Annotated in this window: 18 protein-coding genes and 1 riboswitch; of the genes, 7 read left to right on the plus strand and 11 right to left on the minus strand. The window is 73.9% G+C overall.

Features of this window, described 5'->3' with window-relative positions; all coding sequences use genetic code 11:
* Positions 1 to 26: 26 nt before the first annotated feature.
* Together ACQP2P_RS20280 and ACQP2P_RS20285 are read left to right on the plus strand one after the other, a co-directional pair.
* On the plus strand, positions 27 to 701 hold the full coding sequence (locus ACQP2P_RS20280) for a response regulator transcription factor (protein ID WP_433618171.1): 675 nt from the start codon (positions 27 to 29) through the stop codon (positions 699 to 701).
* Entirely contained in the window at positions 694 to 1,812 is a 1,119-nt protein-coding gene (locus ACQP2P_RS20285) for a sensor histidine kinase (protein ID WP_433618173.1), read from the plus strand. Before ACQP2P_RS20280 ends, ACQP2P_RS20285 begins: the two co-directional genes overlap by 8 nt.
* 97 nt (positions 1,813 to 1,909) lie before the next feature.
* Here ACQP2P_RS20285 and ACQP2P_RS20290 read toward each other — a convergent pair whose 3' ends face one another.
* A complete protein-coding gene (locus tag ACQP2P_RS20290; RefSeq protein WP_433618175.1) occupies positions 1,910 to 2,791 on the minus strand; it encodes an undecaprenyl-diphosphate phosphatase in 882 nt (293 codons plus the stop codon).
* A gap of 84 nt (positions 2,792 to 2,875) precedes the next feature.
* On the opposite strand from ACQP2P_RS20290, the gene ACQP2P_RS20295 reads away from it, so the two are divergent.
* Together ACQP2P_RS20295 and ACQP2P_RS20300 are read left to right on the plus strand one after the other, a co-directional pair.
* Positions 2,876 to 4,219 (plus strand): sensor histidine kinase, encoded by a 1,344-nt coding sequence (locus ACQP2P_RS20295; protein ID WP_433619192.1) that lies wholly within the window; start codon positions 2,876 to 2,878, stop codon positions 4,217 to 4,219.
* Positions 4,220 to 4,509: 290 nt separating this feature from the next.
* On the plus strand, positions 4,510 to 5,232 hold the full coding sequence (locus tag ACQP2P_RS20300; RefSeq protein WP_433618177.1) for an alkaline phosphatase family protein: 723 nt from the start codon (positions 4,510 to 4,512) through the stop codon (positions 5,230 to 5,232).
* A 29-nt stretch (positions 5,233 to 5,261) separates the two neighbouring features.
* On the opposite strand, the gene ACQP2P_RS20305 is transcribed toward ACQP2P_RS20300, so the two are convergent.
* Together ACQP2P_RS20305 and ACQP2P_RS20310 are read right to left on the minus strand one after the other, a co-directional pair.
* Entirely contained in the window at positions 5,262 to 5,933 is a 672-nt protein-coding gene (locus ACQP2P_RS20305) for a phosphatase PAP2 family protein (protein WP_433618178.1), read from the minus strand.
* Positions 5,923 to 6,609, minus strand: coding sequence for a response regulator transcription factor (locus ACQP2P_RS20310; protein ID WP_433618180.1), 687 nt, complete (start codon positions 6,607 to 6,609; stop codon positions 5,923 to 5,925). The genes ACQP2P_RS20305 and ACQP2P_RS20310 overlap by 11 nt, the downstream gene beginning before the upstream one ends.
* Before the next feature lie 210 nt (positions 6,610 to 6,819).
* On the opposite strand from ACQP2P_RS20310, the gene ACQP2P_RS20315 reads away from it, so the two are divergent.
* Genes ACQP2P_RS20315 through ACQP2P_RS20325 form a run of 3 tightly spaced genes read left to right on the plus strand, consistent with a single transcriptional unit; the run spans position 6,820 to position 10,183 of the window.
* Positions 6,820 to 7,344, plus strand: a complete 525-nt coding sequence (locus tag ACQP2P_RS20315) for a PadR family transcriptional regulator (protein WP_433618181.1) — start codon at positions 6,820 to 6,822, stop codon at positions 7,342 to 7,344.
* Entirely contained in the window at positions 7,341 to 8,015 is a 675-nt protein-coding gene (locus ACQP2P_RS20320; protein WP_433618183.1) for an ABC transporter ATP-binding protein, read from the plus strand. Before ACQP2P_RS20315 ends, ACQP2P_RS20320 begins: the two co-directional genes overlap by 4 nt.
* Complete coding sequence (locus ACQP2P_RS20325) at positions 8,012 to 10,183, plus strand: FtsX-like permease family protein (RefSeq protein ID WP_433618185.1); 2,172 nt, start codon at positions 8,012 to 8,014, stop codon at positions 10,181 to 10,183. Before ACQP2P_RS20320 ends, ACQP2P_RS20325 begins: the two co-directional genes overlap by 4 nt.
* On the opposite strand, the gene ACQP2P_RS20330 is transcribed toward ACQP2P_RS20325, so the two are convergent.
* The 8 genes from ACQP2P_RS20330 to htpX form a co-directional block, all read right to left on the minus strand.
* Complete coding sequence (locus ACQP2P_RS20330) at positions 10,152 to 10,967, minus strand: cytochrome c oxidase assembly protein (RefSeq protein ID WP_433618187.1); 816 nt, start codon at positions 10,965 to 10,967, stop codon at positions 10,152 to 10,154. The genes ACQP2P_RS20325 and ACQP2P_RS20330 overlap by 32 nt on opposite strands.
* Positions 10,964 to 11,467, minus strand: coding sequence for a DUF2243 domain-containing protein (locus tag ACQP2P_RS20335; RefSeq protein ID WP_433618188.1), 504 nt, complete (start codon positions 11,465 to 11,467; stop codon positions 10,964 to 10,966). Before ACQP2P_RS20335 ends, ACQP2P_RS20330 begins: the two co-directional genes overlap by 4 nt.
* A gap of 84 nt (positions 11,468 to 11,551) precedes the next feature.
* Positions 11,552 to 12,106: a hemerythrin domain-containing protein gene (locus ACQP2P_RS20340; RefSeq protein ID WP_433618189.1), complete on the minus strand. Its 555-nt coding sequence runs from the start codon at positions 12,104 to 12,106 to the stop codon at positions 11,552 to 11,554.
* A 74-nt stretch (positions 12,107 to 12,180) separates the two neighbouring features.
* Positions 12,181 to 12,996 carry a hypothetical protein gene (locus tag ACQP2P_RS20345; protein WP_433618190.1) on the minus strand — a complete coding sequence of 272 codons (816 nt, stop codon included), beginning with the start codon at positions 12,994 to 12,996 and terminating at the stop codon, positions 12,181 to 12,183.
* Positions 12,997 to 13,279: 283 nt separating this feature from the next.
* Positions 13,280 to 13,423, minus strand: a riboswitch (cyclic di-AMP (ydaO/yuaA leader).
* Between the two features lie 171 nt (positions 13,424 to 13,594).
* Entirely contained in the window at positions 13,595 to 15,313 is a 1,719-nt protein-coding gene (locus ACQP2P_RS20350; RefSeq protein WP_433618192.1) for a glycerol-3-phosphate dehydrogenase/oxidase, read from the minus strand.
* A complete protein-coding gene (locus ACQP2P_RS20355) occupies positions 15,306 to 16,124 on the minus strand; it encodes an MIP/aquaporin family protein (RefSeq protein ID WP_433618193.1) in 819 nt (272 codons plus the stop codon). The genes ACQP2P_RS20350 and ACQP2P_RS20355 overlap by 8 nt, the downstream gene beginning before the upstream one ends.
* Before the next feature lie 74 nt (positions 16,125 to 16,198).
* The gene (pspAB, locus tag ACQP2P_RS20360; RefSeq protein WP_433618194.1) at positions 16,199 to 16,771 is read right to left on the minus strand and encodes a PspA-associated protein PspAB; all 573 of its coding nucleotides are present in this window, start codon (positions 16,769 to 16,771) and stop codon (positions 16,199 to 16,201) included.
* Positions 16,768 to 17,682 carry a zinc metalloprotease HtpX gene (gene htpX, locus ACQP2P_RS20365; protein ID WP_433618196.1) on the minus strand — a complete coding sequence of 305 codons (915 nt, stop codon included), beginning with the start codon at positions 17,680 to 17,682 and terminating at the stop codon, positions 16,768 to 16,770. Before htpX ends, pspAB begins: the two co-directional genes overlap by 4 nt.
* Positions 17,683 to 17,684: the final 2 nt, after the last annotated feature.

A 17,684-nucleotide genomic window follows, 5' to 3' on the forward strand; every position in this document is an offset into this window, starting at 1 on the left:
ATGTTCGGGCTCGTAGGATCGGCCGCATGCGTGTGCTGGTCGTCGAGGACGAGCCCGACATGGCCAAGGCCATCCGCGACGGTCTGCGACTGGAGGCGATCGCGGCGGACATCGCCGGCGACGGCGACACGGCGCTGGAGCTGCTGAGCGTCAACGCCTACGACATCGCCGTCCTCGATCGTGACATTCCCGGGCCCTCCGGCGACGAGGTCGCCGCGAGCATCGTCGCCTCCGGCAGCGGCCTGCCGATCCTGATGCTCACGGCGGCCGACCGGCTCGACGACAAAACCTCCGGATTCGAGCTCGGCGCCGACGACTACCTCACCAAGCCGTTCGAGCTGCAGGAGCTCGTGCTGCGGCTGCGGGCCCTGCACCGGCGGCGCGGACACAGCCGGCCGCCGGTGCGGGAGATCGCCGGGCTGCGCCTGGACCCGTTCCGCCGCGAGGTCTACCGCGACGGGCGGTACGTCGCGCTGACGAGGAAGCAGTTCGCGGTGCTCGAGGTGCTGGTCGGGGCCGACGGCGGGGTCGTCAGCGCCGAGGCGCTGCTGGAGCGGGCCTGGGACGAGCACGCCGACCCGTTCACCAACGCCGTGCGCATCACGGTCTCGGCCCTGCGCAAGCGCCTCGGCGAGCCGTGGCTGATCGCGACGGTGCCCGGCGTCGGCTACCGCATCGACGCCGGAGGCGACCGTGGATAGGCGGCCCGGGCTGAGCGTCCGGCTCAAGCTCACCCTCAGCTACGCCGGGTTCCTCATGGTCGCCGGGGCCCTGCTGCTCGGCCTGGTGTGGGTGTTCCTCCTGCGCTACGTGCCCGACCCGCCGGAGGTCCGGCCGCCGCGGTCGCTGGTCCTGCGTGGCCCCAGCCGGCACGACCTGCTCGTGGCGTTCGCGCCGCGGGCCGAGCAGGGGATGCTGTTCCTGCTGGTGTTCGGGCTGGTGGGTGGGTGGATGCTCGCGGGCCGGATGCTGGCGCCGCTGGCCCGGATCACCGACGCCACCCGCGCGGCCGCGGCCGGGTCGCTGTCGCACCGGATCGGGCTGGAGGGCCGCCAGGACGAGTTCCGCGAGCTCGCCGACGCCTTCGACGGCATGCTCGCCCGGCTCGAGGCCCACGTGGCCGAGCAGCGGCGGTTCGCCGCCAACGCCTCCCACGAGCTGCGGACCCCGCTGGCGATCACCCAGACCCTGCTCGACGTGGCCCGCCGCGAGGGCACCACCGACCCCGGCGAGCTGGTCGAGCGCCTCCGCGCCGTCAATACCCGCGCGATCGGCCTCACCGAGGCCCTGCTCGTGCTCAGCCGCGCCGACCAGCGCTCCTTCGACCGGGAGCCCGTCGACCTGTCCCTCCTCGCGGAGGAGGCCGGCGAGACGCTCCTGCCGCTGGCCGAGCAGCACGGCGTCACCCTCGAGATCTGCGGCGACGTCGCCCGCACCGGCGGCTCGCCCGCGCTGCTGCTGCAGATGACCACGAACCTCGTGCACAACGCGATCATCCACAACCTGCCCGAGCACGGCCGCGTGCGGGTCGCCACCGCCGTCAGCACGGACACCGTCGTGCTCAGCGTCGAGAACACCGGCGACCGGCTCGGCCGGGAGCTGGTCGCGACGCTCACCGAGCCGTTCCGGCGCGGCACCGACCGCATCCGAGGCGACCAGGCGGGGGTCGGCCTGGGCCTGGCCATCGTCAAGAGCATCGTCCAGGCCCACGACGGCACCCTCGACCTCACGGCCGCGGCGGACGGGGGTCTGCGGGTCACGGTGCGGCTCCCGCGCTACGCGACGGGGAAGTCGAAGGAGGTGTCCGGGTAGGGCTCGTCCCGCCCGGTCGATCACGTCGGCCGCCGGGCCGCCTCCTCGATCAGCACCTTCGCGTCGTACTGAGGCGCGGCCCGCACCGCGTCCGGGCTCAGCCGAGCGTGAGCCAGCCCAGGCTCGCCAGTCCGGCCGCGACGCAGTAGAGCGCGAACGGCGTCAGGGTGCGCCGCTCGAAGTACCGCGTCAGGAAACGCACCGACAGGTAGGCGGCGGCGAAGGAGGCCACGCTGCCCGCCAGGACCTGGCCGCGGATGCCGGCGCCGAGCGGGCCGGCCAGGTCCGGCACCTTCAGCACGCCCGCGGCGAAGATGACCGGCGTGGCGAGCAGGAACGACAAGCGCGCCGCGTCCTCGTGCGACAGCCCCTTGAGCAGCCCCGCGCCCATGGTCGCCCCGGAGCGGCTGATGCCCGGCAGCAGGGCCAGGATCTGCGCGCTGCCGATCTGCAGGGCGCGCGAGAACGAGCCGGACGCGAGGCGCTCGTCCGGATCGCCGGTGGTCCGATCTTGGGCGGGCGCGCGGCGGCGGAGCCGTTCGGCGCCGAGCAGGACGATCCCGTTGAGGGTGAGGAAGACCGCCGCCGGCACGGGGCGCCCCAGGACCGTGCGGAACGTGTGCTCCAGCAGCAGGCCGGTGACGCCCACGGGGATCGTGGCCACGATGATCATCCACGCGAGGCGCTCCTCGGGCGTCATGATGCGGCGGTACCGCAACGACGACCCGAACCCGCCGAGGATCCGCAGCCAGTCCCGCCAGAAGAACATCAGCAACGCCAGCGCCGTGGCCACGTGCAGCCCCACCACGAACGCCAGATACGGCGACTCGGGCGCCGACACGCTCAGGTCGCGGGCCCAGCGGCCCCCGACGAGCGCGGGCAGCAAGACGCTGTGGCCGAGGCTCGACACCGGGAACAGCTCGGTCACGCCCTGCAGGAGGCCGACGACGATCGCCTCCGGGTAGGTCAAGTGGTGCATGAGGCGGCATGGTGCCGAGCCGATCCTGAGAACAGCTTGAATTCAGCCCCCGTTCAGGACCGCGCCGCTACCGTCCGACGGGTGATGAGGTTCGCGGCGGGGATTCGGCAGCGGCTCGGGGTGCGCATGCGCTCCGCGCTCGCCGCGTCCGCCGTGGTGGCGGTCGCGTCGGTGCTGACCGGCGTGGCGTTCGTCATCGCCGCGAAGGTCATCCTCACCGGCAACGTCGACCAGAGCACCGGCGAGCGGGCCGCCCAGATCGCCGGCGCGATCGACGACGAGGAGGCCCTCGCCGCGCTCATCCAGCCGTCACTGCGCGACCGCACCATCGTGCAGGTGCTCGACGCGAGCGGGAAGGTGGTGCGCTCCTCGACGCTGCTCGCCGGAGCCCCGCCGATCTCGGCGCTGCGGCCGCCGGCGGGGCAGACCCGGCTGGAGCAGCGACGGCTCCCGGTGGCGCACGACGAGTACTTCCGCATCACCGCGCTCGGGGCGGCCGGGCAGCGGACGGTCCTCGTGGGCCAGTCGATCGACGAGATCGACGACGGGACCGCGGCCGCGATCGGGGCGCTCGCGGTCGGCCTGCCGCTGCTGACCGTGACCGTCGGGGTCGCGACCTACCTGTTCGTCGGGCGCTCGCTGCGGCCGGTCGACGCGATGCGCCGGCAGGCCGAGACGATCAGCGGCCGGAACCTGCACATGCGGCTGCCGGTACCGCCGGCGAATGACGAGATCGCGGCGCTGGCCGCGACCATGAACGGGATGCTCGACCGCATCGAGTCCGCGACCGCCGCGCAGCGCCGGTTCGTGGCCGACGCGTCGCACGAGCTGCGCAGTCCACTCTCGACGGTGCTGGCCGGGCTGGACCTGCTCGGGGACGGTCCGCACGTGGAACGGATGCGGCGCGAGAGCGACCGGATGGCGCGGCTCATCGCGGACCTGCTGCTGCTCGCGCGGGTGGACGAGAAGGGGCTGCAGCTGCGGCACCAGGACGTGGACCTCGACGACCTCGTGTACCTCGAGCGGGAACGCCTGACCGCGCAGCACCCGGGCCTGCGGGTCACGACGCGGGCGGCGCCGGTGCGCGTGAACGGCGACCCGCACCACCTGCAGCGCGTGCTGCGCAACCTCGTGGACAACGCGGCCCGGTACGCGAAGCACGCGGTCGACGTGACGGTGCGGGCGCAGGACGACGCGGCCGAGGTCACCGTGGCCGACGACGGGCCGGGCATCGGCCCCGCGGACCGCGACCGGGTCTTCGACCGCTTCGTCCGCCTCGACGAGGACCGCTCCCGCGCCGGTGGCGGCACGGGGCTCGGGCTGCCCATCGCCCGCGACATCGTGACCGCCCACGGGGGCACGCTGACGGTCGAGGAGTCCCCGGCCGGCGGGGCGCTGCTGCGCGTGAGCCTGCCGCTCACCCGATGACGAACGAAGCGCCCGGGATCGTCGCCTGCTCGGCTGGGCATGGCGACTAAACTGAGCCGGGTATGAAGGTCCGGGCAGCGGCGAGACGGCGGCTCCGCACCGCGACGGCGGTGGCGGCGGTGGCGCTGTCCCTGGCCGCCGGGTGCGGTGGTGCCCCGGCCCCAGCCCCGGCACCGCCCCCGCCGTCCGCGCCATCGTCCACCGCGTCCCCGTCCTCCGCGTCACCGTCCTCCGCGTCCCCGTCCTCCGCGTCACCGGGGCCGTCCGGAGCACCCGGCCACGTCGTCGTCGTGGTGTTCGAGAACAAGTCCTACCGGCAGCTCGCCGGGCGCCCGGAGGCGCCGTACCTCAACACGCTCATGGCCCGCTCAGCCGTGTTCACCGACGCGCACGGGGTCGCCCACCCGAGCCAGCCGAACTATCTCGCGTTGTTCTCCGGCTCGACCCAGGGCGTCACCGACGACCACTGCCCGGTCCGGGCCGGCCGGGCGCCGAACCTCGCCCAGCAGCTGCAGGCGGCCGGGCACACCTTCGCGGGCTACTCCGAGGACCTTCCCGCCGCCGGATACCGCGGCTGCTCGCGCGGGCGGTACGCCGCCAAGCACAATCCCTGGGCCGACTTCGACAACGTCGCCGACGCGGCGAACCGGCCCTACACCGCGTGGCCCGCCGACCCGGCGCAGCTGCCCACCGTCGCGTTCGTGGTCCCGAACCTGTGCCACGACATGCACGACTGCGGGGTCGCGACCGGCGACGCCTGGGCCCGCGAGCACCTCGACGCCTACGCGCGGTGGGCCGAGGCGAACAACAGCTGGCTGATCGTGACGTTCGACGAGGACGACGGCGGCAGCGGCAACCAGATCCTGACCCTCGTCGCCGGGGCGGGCATCACCCCGGGCAACCGCCCCGGCCGGGTCGACCACTACTCGGTCCTGCGGACCATCGAGGACCGCTACGGGCTGCCCCCGCTGGGTGGCGCGGCCGCGGCGACCCCGTTGCCGCTGGGGAGCTGACCACGGCGGCTGAGTGACCGGCGTGCCGCCTACGGGCCGTCGCCGCCCGGCGGGGAGCCGGCGGGCGGTGGCCGGAGGGCATCTCGCGGGCGCGGGCGCAGCACGATGGCGAGCACGGTCAGGACGGAGCCCGCGAGCAGCCAGCCGCCGAGCACGTCCGTCGGCCAGTGCGCGGCGAGCGCCACGCGGCTGACGCCGACCAGCCCCGCCCACAGTCCGGCGACGGCGGTGAGCACGGCTCGCGCCCGGCCGCTGGGCAGCAGCGGCCACAGCAGCACGACGAGGATGCCCGCCGCGACGGTCGCCGAGGTCGTGTGACCGGACGGGAACGCCCAGCCCGCGGCGGCGGTGATCCGCTCGGGCGGGCGGGGGCGGTGCACGAGGGTCAGGACCGTCAGACGCAGCACGGTCGCGGCGGCCGCGGCGGCGAGCAGGAACACGACGCCGGCCCGGTCGCGGCGCCACACCGCGAACGCGACGGCGAGCAGCAGCGCCGGGAGCAGGACGCGATGGTCGGCGCTGTGCGTGACGGCCGACATGACGGCCCGCCACACGTGGTGCGACCGCGTGAACCGCAGGGCGGCGTCGCTGATCCCGGAGTCGAGGTGCAGCAGCGGCCCGAAGCGCGCGGCGACGAGGGCGGTGAGCGTGGCGAATCCCAGCGGCAGGGCGACGGCCACGATCCGGCGGTCAGCCGCCATCCGGGTCCAGCCGGTAGCCGACGCCGCGCACGGTCTGGATCGCGCAGCGCCCGTACGCGTGGTCGATCTTCTTGCGCAGGTAGCCGACGTAGACCTCGACGATGTTCAGATCGCCCTCGAATCCGGCGTCCCACACGTTCTCCAGGATGGCGGTCTTGGACACGACGTCGCCGGCGCGCCGCAGCAGGAACTCCAGCAGCGCGAACTCGCGCGGCGTCACCTGGATCGGGTGGTCGCCGCGGCCCACCCGGCGCCGGGCCGGGTCCAGGTGCAGGTCGCCGGCGGTGAGCACGACGGGCCGCTGGGGCGCGCCACGGCGGATCAGCGCCCGCAGCCGCGCGGTCAGCACCACGAACGGGAACGGCTTGGTGAGGTAGTCGTCGGCCCCGAGGTCGAGGGCGTCGGCCAGGTCGTACTCGCCGTCCTTCGCGGTCAGCATGAGGATCGGCGTCCACACCTCCCGCCGCCGCAGCTCCCGGCACACCTCGTAGCCGTTGAGCCCGGGCAGCATGATGTCGAGCACGATCGCGTCGTAGGCCCCGTTGGGGGACTCGGTCGCCGCCCACAGCCCGTCGATGCCGGTGAAGGTCAGGTCGGTCGTGAATCCCTGGACGGCCAGCCCGTCGCGAATCGTCTCGGCCAGCCCGACCTCGTCTTCCACCAACAACAGCCGCATGGATTCACCTCCTGCCGCAGAGCCTCGCACGGTGCACCTGAATGCATCCTGAACGTCCCCTACATGGTGTAGGAGTGAAATGCTCGGGCGCGCATTCCGAACCGCATTCGGCGGCCGGGCGCGGCGCCAGGGTGGTCGCCCGCCCGGTCGCGACGGTGTATCACCCGGGGGTATATACGCGGTGTATATCTGTGGTGTATGGTCAGCCGCATGAGCGTTCCTCTCACGCTGCTGGGCCTCCTGGAGCGCCGGCCGAGCCACGGTTACGACCTCAAGCGCGACTACGACACGTTCTTCGGCCGCGGCCGCCCGCTGCCCTTCGGTCAGGTGTATTCGACCCTCGGCCGCCTCGCCCGCGACGGCAAGGTCGTGATCAGCGAGGTCGAGGCGGGGGAGGGGCCCGAGCGGAAGCGGTACGTCATCACCGACCTCGGCGCCACCGAGGTCGACGCGTGGCTGACCCAGCCCGTCGAGCCCGAGCCGCACCTGCAGACGGTGCTGTTCGCCAAGGTGATGCTGTCGCTGATGCTGGAGCGGCCCGCCGCGGAGTATCTCGACACCCAGCGCGCCGCCCACCTCAAGCGGATGCGGGAGCTGCACGAGATCAAGAAGGGCAACGACCTCATCGAGGCGATGCTCGCCGACCACGGCCTGTTCCACCTCGAGGCCGACCTGCGCTGGATCGAGCTCACCGTGGCCCGCCTGGACCACCTGGCCGGGCTGGTGCGCCGATGAGCGCCGTGATCGAGGCCCGCGACATCGAGCTGTCGTTCGGGGAGACCCAGGCGCTGCGCGGGGCCTCGTTCGACGCGGGGCCGGGCGAGATCGTCGCCGTCATGGGGCCGTCGGGCTCCGGCAAGACCACGCTGCTGCACTGCCTCGCCGGGATCCTGGTGCCGAGCGCCGGCGAGGTCCGCTTCGACGGGCAGCGCATCGACGGGCTCAACGAACACCGGCGCAGCACGCTGCGCCGGGAGCGCTTCGGGTTCGTGTTCCAGTTCGGGCAGCTGGTGCCGGAGCTGACCGTCGAGGAGAACGTCGCCCTGCCGCTGCTGCTCGGCGGGTCGCGGCGCGGCGACGCCCTGCGCGAGGCGCGCGGGTGGCTGGACCGGATCGGCCTGGCCGGCCTGGAAGGGCGCCGGTCGGGGGAGCTGTCGGGTGGTCAGGCCCAGCGCGTCGCGCTGGCACGGGGAATGATCAACCGGCCGCGGGTGCTGTTCGCCGACGAGCCCACCGGCTCCCTCGACTCGCTCACCGGCGAGCAGGTCATGGACCTCATGGTGGCGGCGGCGCGGGAGCACGGTACGACCGTCGTGCTCGTCACCCACGAGCCGAGGGTCGCCGTCTACGCGGATCGCGAGGTGATCGTCCGGGACGGTCGCGTGCACGCCCTGGCCGCGTCGTGATCCGGTTCGGCCTGCGCCTGGCCCTCGCCAACGGGCGCGAGGCGCTGCTGCGGTTCGTGGTCATCGCCGTCGCCGTCGCGCTCGGCACCGGGCTGCTGCTGGCCACCATCGCCGGCGTCCGGGCGCTCGACGCCCAGGTCAGCCGGGGCGCCTGGCTGCGCGGCCAGCCCGCCGCCGGCGGGCCCGCGGCCGACCCGGTCGTCTGGGCCGGCCGTGGGGACTTCTTCGGCGGCAGGTCGATGTGGCGCATCGACGTCGGTCTCAAGGGCGCCAACCCGCCGGCCGTGCCGGGCCTGCCGCGGCTGCCGGCGCCGGGGCAGTACTACGTCTCGCCGGCCCTGCACGACCTCATCGCCACGCACCCCGCCGACCAGCTCGCCGCGCGCTTCCCGGGGCACGAGGCCGGGATCATCGACGCGGACGCGCTGGAGTCGCCGGACTCGCTCGTCGCCGTCGTCGGCCGCACCCCCGGCGAGGTCGGCGGCATCCCGCGGGCCCACGAGGTCACCGCGGTGTCCACCGAGCCGCTGAAGATCCCGGCCGCCGCCATGGACCTGGTGCTGTCCGTCGTCGCCGGGGGCCTGCTCTTCCCGCTGCTCGTCTTCGTCGGGACGGCCACGCGCCTGTCGGCCACCCGCCGGGAACAGCGGTTCGCGGCGATGCGGCTCATCGGCGCCACGCCGCGCCAGGTGACCCAGCTGGCCGCCGTCGAGTCGGGCGCGGCCGCCGTGGCCGGCACGATCGCGGGCTTCGCGCTGTTCCCGGCGCTGCGGGCGGCCATGGCGGCGGTGCCGCTCACGACCGAGCGGTTCTTCCCCGCCGATCTCTCGCCCGGCCTGCCCGTCGCCGTGCTCGTCGCGGTCGGCGTCCCGCTCGGGGCGATCGCCGCGGCCGCGCTCGCCATGCGCCGGGTCCGGATCTCGCCGCTGGGCGTCGCCCGCCAGGTGACCCCGAAGCCGCCGCGCGCGTGGCGGACGGTCCCCGTCGTGGCGGGGCTCGCGGAGCTGGCGTACTGCATCGGTCACAAGCCCGAAACCTCCGGCGGACAGACCGCCGTCTTCCTGCCGGGCTTCCTGATCACCATGGTCGGCCTCGTGATCGCCGGCCCGTGGATCACCATGGTGGGGGCCCGGCTGATGGCCCGGCACGCCCGCCGGCTGCCCACGCTCGTGGCGGCGCGGCGGCTCGCCGACAACCCGCAGGCCGCGTTCCGCGCGATCAGCGGCGTCATGCTCACCCTGTTCGTCGTCAGCGTCGCGACCGGCGTCATCACCACGATGAACCTCGAGCGCGGCGTGCTCTACAGCGACCTCGCGGCGGTGACGATGGACCAGTACGTCGGGCCGCAGGGCACCCTGCCGCAGGACGTGTCCGATCGGCTGCGCCGCGTGCCGGGCGTGACCTTCGCCCTCGTGCTGCACGACAATCCCGAGGACGGGCCGGCCAGCCCTTCCAGCATCGTCGCGTGCGCCGATCTCGCGCGGATTCCGCAGTACGGCACGTGCGCCCCCGGCGCCGAGTACGCCCAGATCTGGAGCAACCTCGTCGGCTTCGACCGCACGCGCACCGGCACGGGCGCGGCGACCGTCTGGCCGGCGGCGTCCGTCACCGCCGAGCAGGTCGCGGCGCTCCCGCCCGACAGCGTCGTCGTCGGCCTCGACGGCACCACCGCCGCCCACGAACGGGCCCGCACCGCGCTGACGCTGGCCTTCCCGGACTACGAGGTCCCGGCGCTCACCGACCTCGAGCGGGGCAGCAGCTCCCGCACCCAGATGGCGCTGTTCCAGCGCCTGGCCGACGTCATCATGCTCTTCAGCCTGCCGATCGCGGGCTGCAGCCTGGCGGTGAGCGTCGCCGCCGGCATCGCCGACCGCAAGCGCCCCTTCAGCCTGCTGCGCCTCACCGGCGTCCCGCTGCGGGCCCTGCGCCGCGTCGTCGCCCTCGAGTCGGCGGTGCCGCTGCTGGCGGTCGCGGTGCTGGCCGCGGTCACCGGGTTCGCCGCGGCCCAGCTGTTCCTGCGCGCGCAGATGGGCTACACCCTGGCCGCGCCGGACTGGTCCTACTACGCCCTGGCCGCGCTGGGCCTGGCCGTGTCCATGGCCATCATCGCCGCGACCCTGCCGCTGCTGTCGCGCATCACCGGACCGGAGACCGCCCGCAATGAGTGACCTCTCCCGCCGCCGGCACCAGCGCGCGCTCGCGTGATCGCCGTGCGGGCACGGGACGCCACGTCGTGACCAACGCGAAGGCGAGCAGCAACTCGGCGATGTCGCCGGCGTAGTACATGAGCGCGGCGCCGCCGTGCCGCTGGGCGGCGGGGACGGTCGCGCCGGGCAGGAACAGCCCGGCGTAGAGGAGCTGGGCCAGGGTGGCGTGCACGGCGATGGCGACGCCGAGCACGACGAGCCGCACGCGGACCGCGGGGCGGCGCGGCGCCGGGTCCGGGCCGGCGACGACCCAGGTGAACAGGCACCCGGCGAGCAGCATGTGGGCGTGGACGAGCTCGTGCAGGCCGGGGTCGCGGGCCGTGGCGGCGTAGAGCGGGGTTCCGTAGAGCGCGATCAGGCCGCCGGAGGTGAGGGTCAGCGCCGTCCACGGGCTGCCGAGGAGCCGGGCCGGGCGGGTGTGCAGCAGCCGGGTGAGCTGCCGGCCGGTCGGGGCGGGCACGGTGCGCAGCAGCAGCGTCACCGGCGCGCCGAGGACCAGGCCGAGCGGGGCGAGCATGCTGGCGAGCAGGTGCTGCAGCACGTGGGTGCGGAAGTCGCCCGCCGGCCACGGCGATACGGCCGGGTCCAGGCCGGCCGCCAGCAGGGCGGCGCCGGTCAGGAACAGCGCCGAGCGCCACCAGGGCCAGTGGCGGCGGCCGAGGCTCGCCATCGCGTCGTAGCCGAGCGCACCGGCGAGGACCAGGACCGGCAGCAGGCCGCCGCCGGCGGGATGGGCGTGGCTCACCGGGTGCGGCGGCCCGGCCGGGCGGAGCGCTGCAGCAGCCAGCCGGCGGCGATCAGGACGGCGCCGAGCACGAGGAAGCCCAGGTCCCACCAGCCCTGGTCGGGTCCGCCGTGGACGTGGTGGATGCCCAGGATCTGATGGTCGACCGTGCCCTCGACGAGGTTGAAGCCGCCCCAGCCGACCAGCACCCAGCCCCACAGGACACGCGAACCCCACACCCGGGCGCGCCCCGCCGTGATCCGGGAGTACAGCAGCGCCAGGCCGGTCAGCACGGCCAGCCAGGTGCAGGTGTGGAACAGCCCGTCCCACAGCGTGTTCACCCGCAGACCCGCGAGCGTGTCCGCCGGATACCTGGTGGTACTGCTGAGCATGTGGTGCCACTGCAGTATCTGATGCAGCAGGATGCCGTCGACGAACCCGCCGAGGCCGGCGCCGAGCACGACGCCGGGTAGCACGATGCCGCGATCCGCCCGGGCGGCGTCCGTCTGCGTAGCCGTCATGGCGGCGTGAACTACCCACCGCCCGGCACCTGACACCAACCGGCTCCGGCCCGCACCGGGCGGGCCGGTGCGGGCCTTCGTGGGTCAGGTCCGGCGCAGAGCGTCCCGGATCTTGTCGAAGACGGCGATCGGGGGACCGGCGAGCAGGTTCGCCGTCGCGGACTCACCCGTGGCCGGGTGCGGCCGGGTCGGCGCGAGCTTCTCGGCCGCCTCGAACACGGAGGCCATCCGGCGCAGCTTCTCCGGCTCGACGGTGCGCCGCAGCTGCTCGAACTCCTCGGCCTCCTCGCGGGTGGCGTGCTCGATGACGTCGGCCGCGAACGCGCTGAGCCGCTCGTCGAACTCCGGGTGGTCGACGCCCAGGTCGTACAGCTCCGACAGGACCTGCTTGGCCTCGGACTCCTCGTGGAGCCGGGCGTCGACGACCTGGTCGCCGCGGTCACCCAGCGCCCGGCGGGCCTCCGGGTGCACGATCTGCTCCTCGGCGCTCTCGTGCACGGCGAGCAGCCGGACCAGGTCGAAGAACAGCGCTCGCCTCTGGTCGCCCTGCGCGCCGGCGAGCCGGTTGAAGAGGACCTTGATCTCGGCGTGCTGGTTCTTCAGGACGTCGACGACGTCCTGGTGCTGGGTCTGGGTCACGCCCCACCTCCTTCGTCTCCGCAGGCGTCTACCCGCCGCCCCGGGCGCCTAACAAACCCCGGGGCGCGGGCGGATCACGGCACGGCGGTGACGACCTGCTCGGCGAGCGACTGCCACTGGGCGTACGCGTCCGGGAACGCCGACACCTGGACCGTCTGCGCCGCGACGGTGACGTCCATCTGCTGCCAGCCGGAGACCTCCATGAGCGCGTTGTAGAAGCGGCGCGCGGACTCCGCGGGGTTCATCAGCTCCTCGACGGTGCCCCAGTTCGGCCGCTGCTGGAACAGCCCGACGGAGTCGTGGTCGCTGCCCACACCCTCGTTGGGCAGGTTGAGCGACTCGGGAACGTTGGAGTTGGCGAGGTTGTGCAGGTGGCTCTCCTGCAGCGCGGTGGAGAGGGCCACGACGAACGCGCGGCTGGGCAGGCCCATCTGCTGTCCGGTGCGGATGATCGTCACGGCGTTGTTCATCTCGGCCTGGCTCAGCCCGCCGATCGGGGCGATGACCGCCGGCGTGGGCGGGGCGGTCGTCGGCGCGGCGGTGGCCGTGCCCGGCGGCGGCTGCGCCGTGGTTTTCGCCGGTGACGGCTTCGCCGCGGCGCTCGCCTTCGGCGACGGTTGCCGGCTGGGCGTGTCGCCGGTTCGCGCCTCGCCGCGCGATGCGCGGTTCACGGCGTCGGCCGCCCGCTCGTCGGCGCTCAGGTTCGACGACTCGTTCTGGGCCACGGCCAGCGCGCTCGGGCCGTGTGAGGTGAACGACAGCAGCGCGCCGATGACGGCGAACGCGACGACGGCGGCCGCGGAGTACAGGGCGATGCCGCGGCGGGCCGGGAGGCGACGGCCGGGCTGCTCCTGCCGCCGGTGCCGCCCGATGGTCTCATCGGCCGGCACGGGCGCACCTCGGCCGGAGCGAACGGTTCAGATTGTCGGGACGATTGGGTTTGCACTGGTACTGCACGGGAAACCTCGACAGTGTTCGACTCCGGGCCGGGGGTCCGGTGCGGAGCGGGGGAATGCGCGATCGACCGTCCACTGCGGACAGTGGCGGTCGTGGCGTTGTGATCGGGCAGCGGTGTGCGGGCCGGAGCGTCAGCCGATGCGGCGATCCGGGCGGGCCGGTGGGTCCGCTGGGCGATGAGCCGAGGTGGGGCCCCGCGTGAGGGCGTGCATGTGCTGCTCCTTCCGGTGCCGCCTACCGGGTTAGCTGACGGATTCGGGCGGGAGGATCGCCCTACCGTGCGGCGCGTGGCCGCACGGATTCACCCCTGTGATGCTTGGGTCCCCGGCTCGTTCGAGCACGACTCGGCGGGCCGCCGCGCCGTCACCGGAACGGTGACGATCACTCGCGGCGAGCCCCATGACCATAGCGGCTTCTCAGGCGCAGGTGAACCCCTCGATCGGAACTGCCGAGATGCCTTGTGCACCCCGGCCACCTGCGACTTCTCTCAGGAAGCGGCGCCGATCGAAGGGAAGTCTGTCGATGTGTGCGTCAGGCGGCGCGCACCACCGGCACCACGTCGGGGGCCGCGCGGCGGATCCGCTCGGCGGTGCGGTCGTCGGGCTGGGTCTGGGAGGCCCGCTCCGCCTCCACGCGCAGCCGGTAGCTGTCCACCTCGCGGTCGACCTGCTCGGCGGTCCAGCCGAGCGCGTCGGCCATGAGCATGGCCACGGGGCGCACCGCCGTCACGCCCCGGTCGAACGTCTCGATCGAGATGCGGGTCCGGCGGGTGAGCACGTCCTCGACGTGCCGGGCGCCCTCGGCCAGCACGGCGTAGCGCACCTCCGCCATCAGGTAGTCGTCGGCGCCGGGCACCGGCCGCGCCAGCCGCGGGTCGGCGGCGAGCAGCTCCAGCACCTCGGGGACGAGGCTGCCGTAGCGGCCGAGGAGATGCTCGATCCGGGCGACGTGCAGGCCGCTGCCGGTCGCGAGCGCGGCGCGCTGGTTCCACAGGGCCGCGAAGCCGTCCGCGCCGACGAGCGGCGTCTGGTCGGTGCACGACGGCGGTATCGCCCCGCCCAGCCCGTGCACCGCGGCGTCCACGGCATCGGCGGCCATCACCCTGTACGTGGTGTACTTGCCGCCCGCGACCGCGACGAGCCCGGGCACCGGCGTGGCGACGAGGTGCTCGCGCGACAGCTTCGAGGTGAGCTCCGACTCCCCGGCCAGCAGCGGGCGGAGGCCGGCGTAGACGCCCTCGACGTCGTCGTGGCGCAGCGGCGTGGCGAGCACCTGGTTGGTCTCGCGCAGCAGGTATTCGATGTCGGCGCGCGTCGCGGCCGGATGCGCCTTGTCCAGGGTCCAGTCCGTGTCGGTGGTGCCGACGATCCAGTGCCGGCCCCACGGGATGACGAACAGCACGCTCGTCGCGGTGCGCAGGATCATGCCGGTGGAGGAGCGGATCCGGTCGCGGGGCACGACCAGGTGGATGCCCTTCGAGGCGCGGACGTGGAACTGCCCGCGCTCGCCGATCAGCGCCTGGGTGTCGTCGGTCCACGCGCCGGTCGCGTTGACGACCTGCCGGGCGCGCACCTCGAACTCGCGGTCGCGCTCCAGGTCGCGCACCCGCACGCCGGTGATCCGCCCGCCCTCGCGCAGGAAGCCGATGACCTGGGCGCGGGACAGCACGTGCGCGCCGTAGGCGGCGGCGGTGCGGGCCACGAACATGGTGTGCCGGGCGTCGTCGACCTGCGCGTCCCAGTACTGCACGGCGCCGACGAAGCTGTCCGGGCGCAGCGCCGGGCAGACCCGCAGCGCGGCGCGGCGGCTCAGCTGGCGGTGGCGGGGCAGGGCGCCCCGGTCGCGTCCGGCCATGATGTCGTACAGCGTGATGCCCGCGCCGACGTAGCCCCGCTCCCACACGTGGTGGGTGAGCGGGTAGAGGAACGGGACCGGCCGGACGAGGTGCGGGGCCAGGCGGCTCAGCAGCAGACCGCGCTCGCGCAGTGCCTCGCGCACCAGCCGGAAGTCGAGCATCTCCAGGTAGCGCAGGCCGCCGTGGATGAGCTTGCTCGACCGGCTCGAGGTGCCGCTGGCGAAGTCGCGCATCTCCAGCAGCCCGGTGCTCAGGCCGCGGGTGACGGCGTCGAGGGCGCAGCCCGCCCCGACCACGCCGCCGCCGATGACGACGACGTCGAGCTCGGTGCCGGTCAGGGCCGCGGCGGCGTCGTCCCGGGCGGCCGGTGACAGGGTGCCGGTGCGGTCAGCCACTGCTGACGTCCACCCTCCCCGGCGTGTGCCGCCGGGCCGGCAGGTAGCGCCCGATGGCGAGCCGGTACGCCCAGGCGCCGAGGATGCCGCCGACGAGCGGCGCGACGATCGGCACCCAGAAGTACGGGTAGCCGGTCTGGTCCACGAACGCTCCGCCGTAGCCGGTGAGGAACGACGCGACCCGCGGCCCGAAGTCGCGGGCCGGGTTGATGGGGAAACCGGCGGCGGCGCCCCAGGCCATGCCGATCATCACGACGATGAGCCCCACGAGCAGCGGCGCCAGGTTGGACCGGGGCGCGTTGTTGCGGGCATCGGTCACGGCCATGATGAGAAACAGCAGGATCGCCGTGCCGATGACCTGGTCGAGGAACGCGCCGCGCATGTCGACCGGCAGGGTGCCGTTGCCGGGCAGCGTCGAGAACACGATCTGCGTCTTGACGGTGTGCCGCGGATCGGCGGCGTGCAGGATCGAGCCGTAGTTCCAGCGCACGAGCAGGGCACCGACGAACGCGCCGAGCGTCTGGGCCGCGGAGTACGGCAGCACCTTGCGCCACTCGAAGCCGCCGAACACGGCGTACGCCACGCTCACGGCGGGGTTGAGGTGCCCGCCGCTGATGCGCCCGGCGACGTACACCCCGAACGTCACCCCGAAGCCCCACGCCCACGCGATGCTGTCGTGTCCGCCGAGCCCGCCGGCGATGACCTGCGCGCCGGCGCCGCACCCGAAGAGGATGAGCACCATCGTCCCGGTGAACTCCGCCGCCAGCTCCCCGGTCAGCCCGCTCTCGCGCAGCCAGCGCACCGCAGCCATGGGCCGCGGACTACCCCGCCGCACCGGGCCTACACCACGCCGGTCCCGCGGTGCCGAACCCCCGCTGCGAGGGCCTACAGGGCCGGGGTCGTCCAGATCGGGAACCAGCGGCTCAGATCCGCCTCGACGGGAAGCTCGCCTCCGAGCTGGGCGCGGATCTGCAGCTCCAGGGCGTTGTCGCGGGTCTGCGCCCCGGTGGGGGCGAACGGGTAGAAGGTGCCGCGCTTGAACAGGTACACCAGGCCGAGCCGGCGGGCGTCGGTGGCGCCGGTGAAGCCGATGACGGTGCACAGCAGGCTGGGGCCGTAGCCGGCGTCGGCGAGGGTGCTGTTCACCGCGTGCAGGTCGGTGACCAGGCCGGCCAGGTCGTCGCGGTCGTGCCGGCCGGCGATCCAGGTGTAGCCGTACTCGTCCCGGCTGGTGGACACCCGCGCGGCCTGGTCGGCGGTGAGCAGCGACAGCGCCTCGGACTCGGCCCGGGCGGCGGCCGGGCCCTCGGCCGTCCTGAAGCACACGGCGCCCACGCCGGTCGGCTCCAGGTCGAGGGCGGCCTGCAGCGTGGTGGCCGCGGCCGGGACCGCGAACAGGGCGTCGAGGTCGGGCTGGACCGGTCTGGTGCGCCCCAGCAGTGCGTCGAGGAATCTCATGCCTGCGGCGCCGCCCTTTCGAGTTCGGCCGAGACCTGGGCCAGCTGGTCGAGGCGCCGCCGCAGGGGCGGATGCGTGGAGAGCAGGGTCGCCAGGCTCGGCCGGGGCCCGATCGCGGGGACGAAGAAGAACGCGTTGAACGCCTGCGCGGTGCGCAGGTCGCGGGTCGGGATGCGGGCCATCTCGCCGGTCACCTTCGTCAGCGCGGAGGCGAGCACCGAGGGCCGGCCGGTCAGCATGGCGCCGGCACGGTCCGCGGCCAGCTCCCGATAGCGCGACAGGGCGCGGATGAGCAGGAAGCTCAGCGCGTACACCACCGCGGAGACGGCCATGACCAGCATGAGCAGCAGGTACGTCTGGTTGTCGGCGCGCCGGCGGCCGCCGAAGAGCTGCGAGTAGAACATGAAGCGGGTGACCATGCCGGCCACGACGCCGAGGAACGCGGCGATCGTCATGACCGCCACGTCGCGGTGGGCGATGTGGGACAGCTCGTGGGCCAGCACCGCCTCCAGCTCGTCGTTCTCGAGCCGGCGCATCAGGCCCGTGGTCACGCACACCACCGCGCGGTCGGTGTTGCGGCCGGTGGCGAACGCGTTGGGCAGCTCGGTGTCGGCCACGGCGACGCGCGGCTTCGGCATGTCGGCCGCGGCGCACAGCCGGTCGATGACGCCGTGCAGCCGTGGCTGCTGCCGCGGGTCGACGATCCGGGCCCCCATGCCGGCCAGGGCGAGGCGGTCGGAGCACCAGTACTGCACGGCCAGCATGCCGCCCGCGATGACCACGACCGCCACCACCGAGCGCAAGAAGGTGACGAGGACGGCGATGAAGGCCACGTACAGCAGCCCGAGCAGGAACACGGTCAGCGCCATGCGCGCGGTCAGGCGGCGGTCGGGGCGAAATCGGGTGCGCATCG

The sequence above is a fragment of the Dactylosporangium sp. CA-139114 genome (assembly GCF_050955725.1).
Lineage (GTDB): Bacteria > Actinomycetota > Actinomycetes > Mycobacteriales > Micromonosporaceae > Dactylosporangium.

Bases quoted from the DNA above. Each gene is read 5' to 3' on its own strand.
- ACQP2P_RS20280 (WP_433618171.1), top strand. From the start codon at position 27: ATGCGTGTGCTGGTCGTCGAGGACGAGCCCGACATGGCCAAGGCCATC.
- ACQP2P_RS20290 (WP_433618175.1), bottom strand. From the start codon at position 2,791: ATGCACCACTTGACCTACCCGGAGGCGATCGTCGTCGGCCTCCTGCAG.
- ACQP2P_RS20295 (WP_433619192.1), top strand. From the start codon at position 2,876: ATGAGGTTCGCGGCGGGGATTCGGCAGCGGCTCGGGGTGCGCATGCGC.
- ACQP2P_RS20305 (WP_433618178.1), bottom strand. From the start codon at position 5,933: ATGGCGGCTGACCGCCGGATCGTGGCCGTCGCCCTGCCGCTGGGATTC.
- ACQP2P_RS20310 (WP_433618180.1), bottom strand. From the start codon at position 6,609: ATGCGGCTGTTGTTGGTGGAAGACGAGGTCGGGCTGGCCGAGACGATT.
- ACQP2P_RS20315 (WP_433618181.1), top strand. From the start codon at position 6,820: ATGAGCGTTCCTCTCACGCTGCTGGGCCTCCTGGAGCGCCGGCCGAGC.
- ACQP2P_RS20320 (WP_433618183.1), top strand. From the start codon at position 7,341: ATGAGCGCCGTGATCGAGGCCCGCGACATCGAGCTGTCGTTCGGGGAG.
- ACQP2P_RS20335 (WP_433618188.1), bottom strand. From the start codon at position 11,467: ATGACGGCTACGCAGACGGACGCCGCCCGGGCGGATCGCGGCATCGTG.
- ACQP2P_RS20355 (WP_433618193.1), bottom strand. From the start codon at position 16,124: ATGGCTGCGGTGCGCTGGCTGCGCGAGAGCGGGCTGACCGGGGAGCTG.
- pspAB (WP_433618194.1), bottom strand. From the start codon at position 16,771: ATGAGATTCCTCGACGCACTGCTGGGGCGCACCAGACCGGTCCAGCCC.
- htpX (WP_433618196.1), bottom strand. From the start codon at position 17,682: ATGCGCACCCGATTTCGCCCCGACCGCCGCCTGACCGCGCGCATGGCG.